The organism is Kitasatospora xanthocidica, assembly GCF_014656195.1.
Taxonomy (GTDB): domain Bacteria; phylum Actinomycetota; class Actinomycetes; order Streptomycetales; family Streptomycetaceae; genus Kitasatospora; species Kitasatospora xanthocidica.
The window spans coordinates 133,164-147,218 of the sequence record NZ_BNBY01000007.1 but is presented as its reverse complement, the minus strand read 5'-3'; the positions used below and the strand labels follow the sequence as shown (position 1 = coordinate 147,218).

Annotated in this window: 12 protein-coding genes; 7 read left to right on the top strand and 5 right to left on the bottom strand. The window is 72.9% G+C overall.

Annotated elements, in window-relative coordinates; all coding sequences use genetic code 11:
• The first annotated feature begins 113 nt into the window (after positions 1–113).
• Both IE332_RS15165 and IE332_RS15160 read left to right on the top strand, forming a co-directional pair.
• Positions 114–1,298 carry a hypothetical protein gene (locus tag IE332_RS15165; protein WP_189916374.1) on the top strand — a complete coding sequence of 395 codons (1,185 nt, stop codon included), beginning with the start codon at positions 114–116 and terminating at the stop codon, positions 1,296–1,298.
• Between the two features lie 251 nt (positions 1,299–1,549).
• Positions 1,550–3,040, top strand: a complete 1,491-nt coding sequence (locus tag IE332_RS15160; protein WP_189916373.1) for an alkaline phosphatase PhoX — start codon at positions 1,550–1,552, stop codon at positions 3,038–3,040.
• Between the two features lie 17 nt (positions 3,041–3,057).
• Here IE332_RS15160 and IE332_RS15155 read toward each other — a convergent pair whose 3' ends face one another.
• Positions 3,058–4,686 (bottom strand): PucR family transcriptional regulator, encoded by a 1,629-nt coding sequence (locus IE332_RS15155; RefSeq protein WP_229928613.1) that lies wholly within the window; start codon positions 4,684–4,686, stop codon positions 3,058–3,060.
• A 146-nt stretch (positions 4,687–4,832) separates the two neighbouring features.
• Between IE332_RS15155 and IE332_RS15150 the strand changes: the two genes are divergently transcribed.
• The 4 genes from IE332_RS15150 (at position 4,833) to IE332_RS15135 (ending at position 9,562) form a co-directional block, all read left to right on the top strand.
• Positions 4,833–5,429 (top strand): PadR family transcriptional regulator, encoded by a 597-nt coding sequence (locus tag IE332_RS15150; RefSeq protein WP_189916372.1) that lies wholly within the window; start codon positions 4,833–4,835, stop codon positions 5,427–5,429.
• A complete protein-coding gene (locus IE332_RS15145) occupies positions 5,426–6,694 on the top strand; it encodes an FAD-dependent oxidoreductase (RefSeq protein WP_189916371.1) in 1,269 nt (422 codons plus the stop codon). The genes IE332_RS15150 and IE332_RS15145 overlap by 4 nt, the downstream gene beginning before the upstream one ends.
• Before the next feature lie 150 nt (positions 6,695–6,844).
• Complete coding sequence (gene pruA, locus IE332_RS15140; protein ID WP_189916370.1) at positions 6,845–8,473, top strand: L-glutamate gamma-semialdehyde dehydrogenase; 1,629 nt, start codon at positions 6,845–6,847, stop codon at positions 8,471–8,473.
• Positions 8,474–8,632: 159 nt separating this feature from the next.
• A complete protein-coding gene (locus tag IE332_RS15135; RefSeq protein WP_189916369.1) occupies positions 8,633–9,562 on the top strand; it encodes a proline dehydrogenase family protein in 930 nt (309 codons plus the stop codon).
• 67 nt (positions 9,563–9,629) lie between these two features.
• Here the strand turns inward: IE332_RS15135 and IE332_RS15130 are convergent, their stop codons facing one another.
• Positions 9,630–10,184 (bottom strand): Uma2 family endonuclease, encoded by a 555-nt coding sequence (locus tag IE332_RS15130; protein ID WP_189916368.1) that lies wholly within the window; start codon positions 10,182–10,184, stop codon positions 9,630–9,632.
• A gap of 156 nt (positions 10,185–10,340) precedes the next feature.
• Here IE332_RS15130 and IE332_RS15125 point away from each other — a divergent pair, with 156 nt between their 5' ends.
• Complete coding sequence (locus tag IE332_RS15125) at positions 10,341–11,033, top strand: RraA family protein (RefSeq protein WP_189916367.1); 693 nt, start codon at positions 10,341–10,343, stop codon at positions 11,031–11,033.
• Between the two features lie 10 nt (positions 11,034–11,043).
• On the opposite strand, the gene IE332_RS15120 is transcribed toward IE332_RS15125, so the two are convergent.
• The 3 genes from IE332_RS15120 to IE332_RS15110 all read right to left on the bottom strand — a co-directional run bounded on the left by IE332_RS15120 (position 11,044) and on the right by IE332_RS15110 (position 14,002).
• Entirely contained in the window at positions 11,044–11,532 is a 489-nt protein-coding gene (locus IE332_RS15120) for a GNAT family N-acetyltransferase (RefSeq protein WP_189916366.1), read from the bottom strand.
• 48 nt (positions 11,533–11,580) lie between these two features.
• Positions 11,581–12,546, bottom strand: coding sequence for an SGNH/GDSL hydrolase family protein (locus IE332_RS15115; RefSeq protein WP_189916365.1), 966 nt, complete (start codon positions 12,544–12,546; stop codon positions 11,581–11,583).
• Positions 12,547–12,673: 127 nt separating this feature from the next.
• Positions 12,674–14,002 carry a TerD family protein gene (locus tag IE332_RS15110; RefSeq protein WP_189916558.1) on the bottom strand — a complete coding sequence of 443 codons (1,329 nt, stop codon included), beginning with the start codon at positions 14,000–14,002 and terminating at the stop codon, positions 12,674–12,676.
• Positions 14,003–14,055: the final 53 nt, after the last annotated feature.

Here is a 14,055-nt window from a genome sequence, read left to right as displayed (position 1 = left end):
TGACAACCGCTCGTCCTGACACGGCCACCGCCCCCGACCGGCGGCCGAGCTGATGACCCGGCAGCTGCGGCCACGTAAGGTGGCGTAGGCGGTGCGGGCGCGAGGAGTCGGGGGTGCGGCAGAGGATGATGCGGGAGAGCGGCGGCAGGCACCAGGAGTGGAACTCGGGGCCGTCGGGCCGCGCGCCGGCCCCGGAGCGGCCGGGTCAGGAGGATCGTTTCGCCGACCAGGAGGAGTTCTCCCGCCGGACCCTCGCCGCGGTCGACTTCCCGGTGTACGGCGTGGCCGCCGGGCCGGCCCGTACCGGCGAGGCGCTGGCCGCCTTCGAGACCTCCGACGGCGAGCTGCGCTGGGTCGAGGTCCAGTGCGGCGACTGGCGCTCGGCCGCCGGACCGTACGTGACCGTGCGCACCTATCGGCCGGGCGCCGAGCAGGGCGAGCCGCTGCCCGAGCTGGAGGACGTGGTCGAGGACGAGCGGGACCGCGTCTACGAGCAGCTGGGCGTCGACGAGGGCGACGGGCCCGGCCGGGTACGGGCGCTGCGCGAGTGGATCACGGTGGACGGCGAGCCGTGCGCGCTGGAGGTGCACGAGGACCGGCCGGTGCTGCGGCCCGGGGCGGCGGCGGTCGGCGGGCCCGAACCGGTGTGGGCCGGGCGGCTGCGGGTCGGCGGGCTGACCGTGACGGTCTGCGGGCGCGGGGTGGCCCCCGGCGGGGTGGAGCTCGGCGGGATCCGCGACTTCGAGCGGTACCTGCGCGGGCGCACCGACCTGCTGCGCGACCTCGCCTCCCGGCAGTCCCGGTACGTCCCGGTGGAGGAGCGCGAACTGCCGCCCGTCGTCGGGCTGGAGGCGCACCGGTCGCTGATCGCGCAGAGCATCGCCGAGACCGCCGCGATCGAGGCGCAGGTCCGGGCCGGGCGCACGCCGAGGCTGCCGCGCGGGCTGCGCGGGGACGTCTGCGCGGTGCGCTGGGAGGCGGCGGTGCGCCAGCAGATGCGGCTGGCCACCGAGACCCGGGAGGAGGCCGCGGCGGCGGTCACCGCGATGGTCAACCACCTCAACCGGCTGTCCCAGCAGACGCACTGGCTGGTCGGTACGGCGGACGGGGAGGCGGCCGTCGAGGAGGTCGTCCGGTACACGGTGTTCGCGAGCCAGGTGGCGAGCCTGCCGGCCCAGCGGGCCTGGGAGCAGCTGTGGCGGGAGCGGCCGGGCGGGGCCGGGGCGTGGGAGGAGCACCGGCTGGCCGAGCAGCTGTGGCTGGCGGCCTGGGAGCAGTGGCGGACGGCACGGGGGTGACGGCTGCCCGTGGTACGAGCGGTACGAGCAGTACGAGTGCTGCGAGCGGTGCAGGCGGTGCGGTGTAGGCCGTGTGGTGGATTCTGGCAGGCCTGACGGTGTCTTGGCAAAGTCCAGGTCATGTGTCGGTCATCGGTCGGCAAATGGCCGCCGGGATGTGAGGTGGGCGTCATCCCGGGTTCACCCGCCCGGCGGAGCCTGCTGGGCGTCGGCATCCGCCCCGACGACCGCTCACCTCAGGAGTTGCTGCCATGTCGCTGTCCCGCCGGGACTTCGTCAACCGTTCCACCGTCGTCGGGGCCGGCGTGCTGATCGCCGGCAGCGCCGAGGCCCTGGCCAGCGCCCCCGGTGCGATCGCCGCCCCGGCCGGTGGCGAGGCCCCGGTCGCCGCGGCCGCCGGGACCAACGCGGCGGGCGGCACCGCCGTCGGCTACGGCCCGCTGGTGCAGGACCAGGCCGGGCTGCTGTCCCTGCCGAAGGGCTTCTCGTACAAGGTCCTCAACCGGGCCGGCGTCACCAGGCTGCGCACCGGCGAGTTCACCCCGAGCAACCACGACGGCACCTCCGCCTTCGAGGACGAGCACGGCGGCAACTACATGGTCGTCAACCACGAGCTGTCCGGCGCGCGCGCCAACTGGCCGCACCCGGTGCCGCTGACCGAGGGCCACGTCTACGACCCGGGCGCGGCCGGCGGCTGCACCGTCGTGCACGCCAAGCGCGACGGCTCGGTCGAGCAGTGGGTCGGCATCGCCGGCACCGCCACCAACTGCGCGGGCGGCGTGACCCCGTGGGGCACCTGGCTGTCCGGCGAGGAGACCGAGGACAAGGCCGGCAAGAACGGCTTCACCAAGGACCACGGCTACATCTTCGAGGTCGACCCCTTCGACGACGACTACAACCGCGACCCGCAGCCGGTCAAGGCCTTCGGCCGCTACGCCCACGAGGCCGTGGTCGTCGACCCGAAGCGCGGCCAGGTCTACCTGACCGAGGACGCCTCGAACCCGAACGGCCTGCTGTTCCGCTGGACCCCGCCGGCCGGCTTCAAGCACGGCCGCTACCAGCTGCGCAAGCTGGCCGCCGACGCCGGTGTGCTGGAGGCCTTCAAGGTCTTCGACGCCCAGGGCAAGTTCGTCGACGACCTCTCCCGCGCCACCAAGGTCGGCACCACCTACGGCGTGGACTGGGTCAAGGTCCAGGACCGCGACGCCAGGACCGTCTCGATCCGCAAGCAGTTCAAGGACGGCGAGGTCAGCCGCGCCCGCAAGCTGGAGGGCATGTGGTGGGGTGACGGCGGCTTCTACTTCGTCTCCAGCTTCGCCCGCTCGGAGAGCCCGCTGCAGCACGACGGCCAGGTCTGGTTCTACAACCCGGCCCGCCGCACCATCACCCTGAAGGTCCTGCTGGGCGTCAACACCGACGTCTGGGGCGACCACGACAACTTCGACGGCCCGGACAACATCACCGTCTCGCCCTACGGCGGCATCGTGATCTGCGAGGACGGCGAGGGCGTCTCGCACCTGTTCGGCGCCACCGAGGACGGGCTGGTCTACCCGATCGCCCGCAACGAGCTGAACATCGGCACCGCCGAGAAGCCCGAGTTCAGCGAGTTCACCGGGGTGACCTTCTCGGACGACGGCAAGACCCTGTTCGCCAACATCCAGACCCCGGGCATCCAGCTGGCCATCACCGGCCCGTGGCGCCGGCTGAACGAGCACAAGCGCGGCCAGGGCTACGGCGAGTGACCCTTTCGCACCGAGCCTCAGGGATGTGACCGGCTGCCCGCGGACCACTCGTCCGCGGGCAGCCGCAGTTGCAGCATCGCCAGCAGCCGCTGCTGCGGCTGGGCGAGGTCGATGCCGGTCAACTGCTCGGCGCGGCGCACCCGGTAGCGCAGGGTGTTGGGGTGGATGTGCAGGGCGTCCGCGGCCACCCGGACCTCGCCGAGCGCGTCCAGCCAGGCCAGCACCGACTCGGCGAGCCGGGTGCCGTGCCGGCGGTCGTAGTCGGTGAGCGCGGTGAGCCGCGGGTCGCGCAGGCCGGTGCGCTCCTGCAGCAGCGCGACCATCTCGCTGACCAGTACCTCCGCCTGCACGTCGATCAGCGCCGCGACGTCGAGGTCCACTCCGCCGCGGCCCATCGCGTCCAGGATGCGGTCCGCCTGCGCGCGGGAGTCCGGCACCTGGGCCAGGCCGTCCACGGTCGAGCCGATCGCGGCCCGCAGCGGGACGCCGAGGTGCTCCCGGGCGGCCGCCACCACCTCGGAGGCCCAGCCGCGCACGGTGGCCATCGGCAGGCCGGGCGGCAGCTCGGGCAGCAGCACGTACACCCGGGACTCGATCGGGGCGAGCAGCGCGGTGCGGTGCCGGGCGGCGGTGTGCACCGAGATCAGGCCGGTGACGTCGGAACGGTGCAGCGCCTCGGTGGTGTGCGCGGCGTACGCCAGCACGGTGGCCGGGCGGCGCAGGTCCAGGCCGAGGTGGGTGGCGAGCGACTGGGGGCCGGTGGAGCCCTCCAGCAGACCGGTCAGCAGGGTCCGGGTGAGCCGGACGTCGGCGGACAGCTCCCGGCGGCGGCGGACCAGCTGGGCGGCCGCGACCCGGGCCGCGCCGACCAGCGCCTGCTCGGCGTGCGCGGCCAGCGGCTGCGCGCCCTCCTGCACCCAGATGGTGCCGAGCGGCTGCGCCCCGGCCCGGATGCCGACGGCCAGCCGGCGGCGCAGGCCCAGCTCGGGGTGCGGCTCGACCGCGATCGGGGTGTCCGAGCTGCGCAGGTGCTGGAAGATGCCCCACTCGCGGAGCTTGGACAGGTACGGCTCCGGGCCCTGCCAGCCGAGGATGGAGAGCCGGCGCAGGTCGTCGACCTCGTCGGAGTCGGAGGAGCGGGAGTAGGCCAGCACCCGGCTGGAGGTGTCCTCGATCGAGACGATGCCGTTGGTGAGCACGGCGACGGTCTGGGCGAGGGAGAAGAGGTCGCCCGCGTTGGGCTCGGGGGCGCCGGGCGCGTCCGGGGCGTCCGGTCCGGCGATGATCGCGCGGGCCAGCGAGTCCAGGTGCTCCCAGCGGGTCTCCCGGCGCACCGACAGCAGGGCGACGCCCGCCTCGGTGGCCGCCTCGCGCAGCGCGTCGGCCTGGCCGGGCCCGTCCAGCTTGACCGCCACGGCGGCCGCGCCGGCCCGGCCGGCCGCGCGCAGGGCGGGGAGGGCGGCGCGGCCGCGGGCGCCGATCGCGAGGACGAGCTCGCCGGGGGCGGCGGTCGGCGGGTCCTCCGGGTCGAGGATCGCGACGTCGCGGACCGGGACGTCCAGCCCCAGTGGGGCGGCCTGGAGTTCGACCAGGGGCTCGCCGAGGGACATCAGCAGTTGGCGGAGCGGGAGGCCGGGGGTGGTCACTCCGGGCCTCCTTCATCCGCTCGGACAACGCCGTGTGGTTGATTTTAGCCGGACGGACAGAGTTCTGGCCCGTCACTCCTGAATAGTTGATTCCGACTATTCGATGTCGGATAGTCGGTACTGACCAAGTGATGAGGAACGCTCTCATGGCGAAGCGACGCAAGGTGTCGAATCCGCTGGCCCTCGCGGTCATGGCCGAACTCGGAGCCGAGCCGATGCACCCGTACGAGATGGGGCGCCGGCTCAAGGAGCACGGCAAGGACCGCAACATCAAGTACAACCGCAGCTCGCTCTACATGGTCGTGGAGCAGCTGCGGAAGGCCGGGTTCGTCGCCGAACAGGAGACCGTCCGCGACACCCAGCGGCCGGAGCGCACCGTCTACGCCCTCACCCCCGAGGGTCAGACGGAGCTCCTCGACTGGATGCGCGAATGGATCGCCGAACCGCAGGAGGAGTACCCCGCCTTCGGGGTCGCCCTCTGCCTGCTGGTGGTGCTCCCCACCGAGGAGGCGGCCGAGCTGCTCGGCCGCCGGCTGGAGGCGCTGGACGCGCGGATCGACGCCTCGCGCGCCCAGCTGCACAAGGCCGCCGGGATGGACGTCCACCCGATGTTCGTCATCGAGGAGGAGTACGCCCTCGCGCTGCTGGAGGCGGAGCGCCGCTACACCGAGAACCTCATCGGCCGGATCGGGGAGCCGGAGTTCAACCGGACCCTGCGGGAATTCATGAGGAGCCTGGAATGAGCACCAACGGAACCACCAGCACTGACGGAACCACCGGAACGGGCCGTAGGGTCCTGGTCGTCGGTGGCGGCATCGCCGGACCGGTGACGGCCCTGGCGCTGCGCAAGGCCGGCCTCGAACCGGTCGTGTTCGAGGCCTACCGGACCTCCGCCGAGGGCATCGGCGGGACCTTCATGATCGCCCCCAACGGGCTCGGCGCGCTGGCCGTCGTCGGGCTGGGGGAAGAGGTCGGCGGGATCGGGCAACCGGTCGGGCCGATGGTGATCGAGGACGGCAAGGGCGGCGTGCTGGCCGAGTTCGCCGGCCTCGACGACCTGCCGCGCGGCCGGCTGATGCGCCGCGCCGAGCTCTACGAGGTGCTGCAGCGGCGCCTGGCGGAGGACGGCATCGAGGTCCGGTGGGGCAAGCGGCTGGTCGGCGTCGAGGAGGGCGCCGACGGGATCACCGCCCGCTTCGCCGACGGCACCACCGCCACCGGCGACCTGCTGGTCGGCGCCGACGGCACCGGCTCCACCGTCCGCACCCTGATCGACCCGGCCGCGCCCGCCGCGCGGTACACCGGGCTGCTCGGCGTCGGCGGTTACAGCTCCTACCGGCTGCCCGGCCGGGCCGGACGCGGCGAGTCCGTGCACTTCGCCAACGGCGCCCGCGCCTTCTTCGGCTACTGGGGCCTGGCCGACGGCAGCGGCACCGCCTGGTTCAGCAACATCCCGCAGCCCGAGCCGCTCGACCCGGAGGAGGTCCGCGCCCTCGGCGCGGCGGAATGGCTGCGCCGCTGCCGCGAGCTGCACGCCGACGACCTGCCCGCCCGCGAGGTGCTGCGAATGGCCGACGCGCGGAGCATGGAGACCTTCCCCCGGCTGGAGATCATGCCCTCGGTGCCGCGCTGGCACCGCGGCCGGATGGTCCTCGTCGGCGACTCGGTGCACGCGCCCTCCAACAGCTCCGGCCAGGGCGCCTCGCTCGCCGTCGAGAGCGCCGTCGAACTCGCCCGCTGCCTGCGCGACCTGCCCGACCACACCGCCGCCTTCGCCGCGTACGAGGCGCTGCGCCGGCCCCGGGTCGAGAAGATCGCCGCCGACGCGGCCCGCACCAACAACCAGAAGGCCTCCGGGCCGGTCGGGCGGATGGTGTTCCGGCTGGTCGCGCCGATCGCGATGCGGACCTTCATGAGCCCGGAACGGACGCTGCGGCCGGTACACGGCTACCGGATCGACTGGGACCGGCGGGTGGCCCCGGCCGGGCCGGCCGTGACCGCGGCGTGACCCCTTAGTCGTCCCGGACAACGCCGTACGGGGGAATTTAGCCGCCCGGCCAATCAAGTGGCCCGGTAGCCAGGAATAGCGTTCGTGCTGTGGCCCGCGTGCGACCCGCGCAGGCCTTCCCCGCACCGAACGAAGGAGAGCGTGCGCTTCATGGATGCTGTGACCCAGGTCCCCGCGCCGGTGAACGAGCCGGTCCACAGCTACGCCCCCGGGAGCCCGGAACGGGCCCGTCTGGAGGCCAAGCTGAAGGAGCTGGGCGGCCAGGAGCCGGTCCAGCTGACCATGACGATCAACGGTGAGCGCCGGATGGGCGGCGGCACCGAGATCCACGTCGTCCAGCCGCACAACCACGCGGCGAGGCTCGGCACCCTGCGCAACGCCACCCAGGCCGACGCGCAGGACGCCATCGACACTGCCCTGGCCGCGGCCCCGGCCTGGCAGGCGCTCTCCTTCGACTCCCGCGCCGCGATCTTCCTCAAGGCCGCCGACCTGCTGGCCGGCCCCTGGCGCGAGACCCTGGCCGCCGCCACCATGCTCGGCCAGTCCAAGACCGCCCAGCAGGCCGAGATCGACACCCCCTGCGAGCTGGTCGACTTCCTGCGCTTCAACGTGCACTTCGCCCGCCAGATCATGGCCGAGCAGCCGATCTCCTCGGACGGCGTGTGGAACCGCAGCGACCACCGCCCGCTCGAGGGCTTCGTCTACGCCATCACCCCGTTCAACTTCACCGCGATCGCCGGCAACCTGCCGACCGCGCCCGCGCTGATGGGCAACGTGGTGCTGTGGAAGCCGTCCCCGACCCAGCAGTTCTCCGCGCACCTGCTGATGCAGCTGCTGGAGGAGGCCGGCCTCCCCAAGGGCGTCATCAACATGGTGACCGGCGACGGCCTGGCCGTCTCCGAGGTCGCGCTGAAGCACCCGGCGCTGGCCGGCATCCACTTCACCGGCTCCACCGCCACCTTCCAGCACCTGTGGCGCGAGGTCGGCAACAACATCGCCGGCTACCGCACCTACCCGCGGATCGTCGGCGAGACCGGCGGCAAGGACTTCCTGGTCGCCCACCCGTCGGCCGACCCGAAGGTCCTCAAGACCGCGATGACCCGCGGCGCCTTCGAGTTCCAGGGCCAGAAGTGCTCGGCGCTCTCCCGCGCCTACGTCCCCGCCTCGCTGTGGGCCGGGCTCAAGGACGAGTTCGCCGCCGAGGTCGACGGCCTCACCATGGGCGACGTCAGCGACCTGTCCAACTTCATGTCGGCCGTCATCGATGAGCGCGCCTTCGCCAAGAACAAGGCCGCCATCGACCGCGCCCAGGCCGACTCCTCCGTGGAGGTCCTCGCCGGCGGCACCTACGACGACTCGGTCGGCTACTTCGTCCGCCCGACCGTCCTGGTCTGCCAGGACCCGGCCAGCGAGTACTTCAAGGACGAGTACTTCGGCCCGATCCTCGCCGTGTACGTCTACGAGGACGAGAAGTACGACGAGATGCTGACCCAGATGGAGTCGGCGTCGGCCTACGGCCTGACCGGCGCGATCATCGCCCAGGACCGCGCCGCGGCCCAGGACGCGATGCACAAGCTGCGCTTCGCCGCCGGAAACTTCTACATCAACGACAAGCCGACCGGCGCCGTCGTCGGCCAGCAGCCCTTCGGCGGCGGCCGGGCCTCCGGCACCAACGACAAGGCCGGCGCCAAGCAGAACCTCACGCGGTGGACCTCGACCCGCTCGGTCAAGGAGACCTTCGTCCCGCCGACGGACTACCGCTACCCGCACATGGGCTGACCAGCCCCCTGACCCTCCGGCTCGTTCCGTAGCCAACGGTCACCCGCGACGCCCGGCCCCGCAGCCGGGCGTCGCCCCCGCCGGGGCGGCGGGCAACCCCCGTACCGCCGCCCCGGCGCCTTTCTGCCACCCTTGGAAACACCAGCTCCAGGAGTCACGATGCTCCGTTCCGCCCTTCTCGCGGCCTCCCGGTCCCCGCAGGTCCGCACCGTGGTCGAGAAGTTCCCCCCGACCCACGCGATAGTCGAGCGCTTCGTCGCGGGCGAGGCCCTCGACGACGCGGTCACCGCCTGCGACGACCTGGTCGCCACCGGCCGGAAGGTCACCCTGGACCACCTCGGCGAGGACACCCAGGACGCCGCCCAGGCCGCCGGCACCGCCGAGGCCTACGAGCACCTGCTCAAGGCCCTCAAGGAGACCGGCCTGGCGGCCGGCGCCGAGGTCTCGGTCAAGCTGTCGGCCGTCGGCCAGTTCCTCCCGGTGGACGGCGAGAAGATCGCGCTGGAGAACGCCCGCCGCATCTGCGAGGCCGCCGCCGACGCGGGCACCACGGTGACCCTCGACATGGAGGACCACACCACCACCGACTCCACCCTCGCCATCGCGCGCGAGCTGCGGGCGGACTACCCCTGGCTCGGCGTCGTGCTGCAGGCCTACCTGCGCCGCACCGAGGCCGACTGCCGCGAGTTCTCCGGCCCCGGCTCCCGCGTGCGCCTGTGCAAGGGCGCCTACAAGGAGCCCGAGTCGGTCGCCTTCCAGGGCAAGCACGAGGTCGACCTCGCGTACGTCCGCGCGCTGAAGATCCTGATGGCCGGCGAGGGCTACCCGATGATCGCCTCGCACGACCCCAACATGATCAAGATCGCCGGCCAGCTGGCCCAGTGGAACGGCCGCAAGCGGGACTCCTTCGAGTACCAGATGCTGTTCGGCATCCGCCCGGAGGAGCAGCTGCGCCTCGCCGGCGAGGGCAACACCATGCGGGTCTACCTCCCGTACGGCCAGGAGTGGTACGGCTACTTCATGCGCCGCCTCGCCGAGCGCCCGGCCAACCTGACCTTCTTCCTGCGCGCCATGGCCACCCGCGGCTGACGCCGCCGGTTCGGAGGAACGGCTCGTACCCCCTGTGTGGGAGGGGGTGCGAGCCGTTTCGCGTTTCCTAGAGGAAGGGCTTGGTGTCGAGCTCGAACTCGAAGGGCGCGGGGAGGGTGAGTGGCTCGCCGAAGGCGGCCAGGTGCACCTCGGTGTACTCCTCGCGGTGAGGCTGGCCGAAGAGGCTCACCTGCGACCTCTCGCGGTCGATGAGGAGATAGAGCGGGATGCCGGCCCGGGCGTAGCAGTGCCGCTTGGCGATGCGGTCCTGGTCGGGCTTGCAGGACGTGACTTCGGCGACCATGGCGACGCCGTCCGGCTCCATCCAGGGAGGGGCGCCACAGAAGAGGCGGAGCACCTCGGGTACGACGGTGAGGTCGGGGATGACATGGTCGGGCGGGTGGCCTCCGCCCCCAGGGAGGCGGAGGCCTTTGTGGCCGGACACCTGCATCTCGGCGGCGGCTTCGCCGTGCATCTGGTCGATCAGGTGGCTGAGGATGTGCTCGTGGTGTCCGTCAGGGGGAGGCTCGACGATGATGTCGCCGTTCACGAGCTGGGCCCGAAGACCCTCCGGCATCTCCAGCTCCAGGAAAAGCTCCAGGAGGATCTCGCTGTCCGTCATGCTCGCCTGAACTCCCTTCAGTGACTCGCCGACAGGTTAGGTGTGCCGGTTGTCCGACGGATGGTGGATAGGCGATCGCCACTCGATGGTGTGAGTTCGGGGCCTGGCATAGGATCCGGTGCTGGTCAACTGGGCTTTTACTCGGAGGAGTTGGGGATGCTGAAGGGGTTCGAGGGGTTGTCGACGCCGTTGGTGGCGGATGCGTGTGTGCGGGTCGGGGTGGGGGTGCGGGTGGCGCCGGTGGGGGTGGCCGGGGTGGTCGGCGGGGGCCGGGTGGCGGGGCGGGTGCTGCCGGTGCGGCACTACGGGAGCGTGGACGTGTTCCTGGAGGCGTACGGGGCCGCCCGGGACGGGGACGTGCTGGTGATCGACAACGGCGGGCGGACGGACGAGGCCTGCATCGGGGACCTCGCGGTGCTGGAGGCGCGGGCCGCCGGGGTGGCCGGGATCGTGGTGTGGGGGCTGCACCGGGACACCCCCGAGCTGGTGGAGATCGGGCTGCCGGTGTTCAGCTACGGCGCGCTGCCGCTCGGGCCGGTGCGGCTGGACGAGCGGGAGCCGGAGGCGCTGCTGTCGGCGCGGGTCGGGCCGCACGCGGTGACCGCCGAGGACGTGGTGTTCGCCGACCCGGACGGGGTGCTGTTCGTGCCGGCCGACCGGGTCGAGGAGGTGCTGGAGACGGCGGGCGCGATCGCCCGGACCGAGCGCGCCCAGGCCGGGCGGATCGCCGCCGGGGACACGCTGCGCCGGCAGACCGCCTTCGACGACTACCTGGAGCGCCGCGCCGCCGACCCGGCGTACAGCTTCCGGCAGCACCTGCGGCGGGTCGGCGGGGCGATCGAGGAGTAGACCCCCGCGGTTACAGGGCCCGGTACATGACGTGCAGGCCGACGTAGCCGTCGACCGGGTGCAGGAAGGCCTCGGGGACGGTGCCGACGACCTCGAAGCCGAGCGACTCGTAGAGCTTCACGGCGCGGTGGTTGTTGGCGACGACCGCGTTGAACTGCATGGCGCGGAAGCCCGCCCCGCGGGCCCAGTCGAGGGTGTGCTCGACCAGGGCCCGCCCGATGCCCTTGCCGTGGTGGGCCGGGTCGACCATGTAGCTGGCGCTGGCGACGTGCGAGCCGTTGCCCGGGCGGTTGCGGTTCATGGTGGCGCTGCCGACGATCCGCCCGTCCTCGTCCACCGCGACAACGGTGCGGTCGGGGGCGGTCTTCATCCACCATTCCCGGCCGAGCTCGAAGGACATGTCGAGCGGGTAGGGGAAGGTCTCGCCGGCGGCGACGACGGCCTGGAAGAACGGCCAGATGGCCGGCCAGTCCTCGGGGGTGGCTTCGCGGATGATCATCCGGTCAGGATGCCCCGGGCGCGGGCCGCGCGGCCACCGGTTTTCGGCTCAGCCGCCGCGGACGGCGTGCTCGACCACGGCGGCGGCGCCGGCCTGGCCCCGGGCGTTCGGGTGCACCAGTCCGTACGTCAGCGGGAGGATGGTGCTCAGCACGCCGTCGACCCAGCGGTCGGCGTCGCAGACGCTGTGGCCGGCGCTGGCGGGGTAGAGGTCGACGAAGGTGTCCCCGTGGTCGGCGCTGCTCCGCGCGACGACCGCGTTGAGCGGCTCCAGGATCGCCGTCCGGGCCCAGGCGAGGTCGCCGGTGCTGACGGTGGCGAACTGCAGCAGGTCGCCGTACGTGCAGAGGTCGGCGTCCTCGGGGACGAGGTGCGGGTAGCCGACGGTGATCACCTTGGCGGACGGGGCCTTGGCGTGCAGCTCGGTCAGCATGGTGCCGTAGGCGGCGCTCAGCCCGGCGAGGCGGTCGGGCAGGACGGCGTCGTACCGGTCCTTGCAGGGGGTGCCCTGGCCGAGGTGGGTGGCGCCGAGTTCGACGCAGTCCTTGAGGATCCCGGCGAAGCCGAGGTCGTTGCCGCCGATGCCGACGGTGATCAGGTCGGTGTCCGGGCCGGCGGAGTCGATCTGCGGCGGGACGGGCGGGTAGGGGGCGTTCGGGTCGGTGCCGAGCGGCGGGAGCGGGCGGCCGAGCGGGGAGAGCTTGGCGGTGCGGACGTTCTCGGTAGTGGCGCCGCTGCAGCTGACGTTGCGCAGGTCGGTCAGGGCGCCGAGGTCGCGGCGGATGATCTCGGGGTAGGACTCGACGGTCCGGGCGCAGCCGTCGCGGGGCTCGGTCTCGGCGCCGGTGGCCTCGATGACGCCGGCGGTGAAGGAGTCGCCCATGGCCACCCAGGACAGCGCCCGGGTGCGTTCGGCCGGCTTGGCGGCGGCCTGGACGGTGGTGGGGGTGGTCAGCGTGGTGGCGAGGACGGCGGCGGTGCCGGCGACGGCGAGGCGGGACAGGAAGCGTGGCACGGTCTCTCCTCAGCGGGTGCGGGGGAGAGTGCGATTCACCCCCCTGAGAGTCAATCGAGTCGGTCCGTAAACGACTTGATGCCTCAGGAGGGTGAATTCGCGGCCGTGGGCGTGACGGCGCGGTGGGTCAGAGCAGCGCGGCGGCGGGCTCGATCATCGCGCGGGCGGTCTTGCCGTCGACGTACTCGCCGAGCGCCGTCATCTCCCACTCGCCGCCCGGGCGGCGGACCAGCTTGCACATCACCACGCCGGTGCGGGCCTCGGAGTGGGTGAGGTCGAAGCGGACGAGCTCCTCGTTGGTGGCGGCGTCCAGCAGGCGGCAGTAGGCGTTCTTCACGTCGGTGAACTTCTGGCCGGAGAAGGAGTTGACGACGAAGACCAGGCCGTGGACCTCGGCAGGCAGGCCCTCCAGGTGGACGGTGATCAGCTCGTCGTCACCGTCGCCTCCGCCGGTGAGGTTGTCGCCGGAGTGGGCGATGGCGCCGTTGAAGATGTTCAGCTTCATGAACCAGGCCGTCTCCAGCCGCTTGTGGCGGGCGTCGAAGGCCAGGCAGGAGGCGTCCAGGTCGACGCTGCGGCCGCGGGCGGCGGGCTCCCAGCCGAGGGCCATCCGGACGGAGGAGAGGAAGGGGCGGCCGTTCTTGACCAGGGAGACGGAGCTGCCCTTGACCAGGCTGACCCGGCCCTTGTCCAGGGTGATCCGGGCCGGCGCGGCGGGGGCCGGGGGCGCGGCGGGCGGCGCGGGCGGGACCGGGGGCAGCGGGTGGGAGCCGGTGGCGAGGGCGATCCGCGGGTCCACCGGGGCGGCGGGCGGCGGGGGCGGGGTGTCGAACGGGTCGGCCGGCGGGGTGGGCAGCTGGAGGGTCCGGTCGGCCGGGGCCGGGGCCGGCGCGGCCACCGGGGCCGGGGGCGCGGGCGGGGCGACGGGCGCGGCCGGGGTGGCCGCGGCGGCCGGCGCCGGGGAGTCGTCGACGCTGACACCGAAGTCGGTGGCGATGCCCGCGAGCCCGTCGGCGTAGCCCTGGCCGACCGCGCGGACCTTCCAGGCGCCGTTGCGCAGGTAGACCTCGACCACGATGAGCGCGGTCTCCAGGCCCAGCTGGGGCGGGGTGAAGGTGACCAGGACCTCGCCGGTGTCGGCGTCGCGGACGGTGGCGGTGGGCTCCGTCCCGGCGAAGGTGGAGACCTGGTCGGCGGGGCTGGCGGTGACCACGATCTTGGTGATGTCCGCGGGGACGGCCCGGGTGTCGACGGTGATCGCGTCGGGGGAGCCGGCGGCGGCCGGGCGGTGGCTGACACCGGGGCCGTTCGGGGCGTTGAAGAAGACGAAGTCGTCGTCCGAGCGCACCTTTCCGGCATCGGTCAGCAGCAGGCCGGAGACGTCCAGCGCCTTGGGCGCGGTGACCTCGACGGTCACTCGCGCGGCGGTCAGCGGTGCGTTGCCGCCTTGGGTCAGGACGGTGGGCACGGACTCCTCCTCGGGTGCGGAACGGCGGCCCGGGCAGGGGC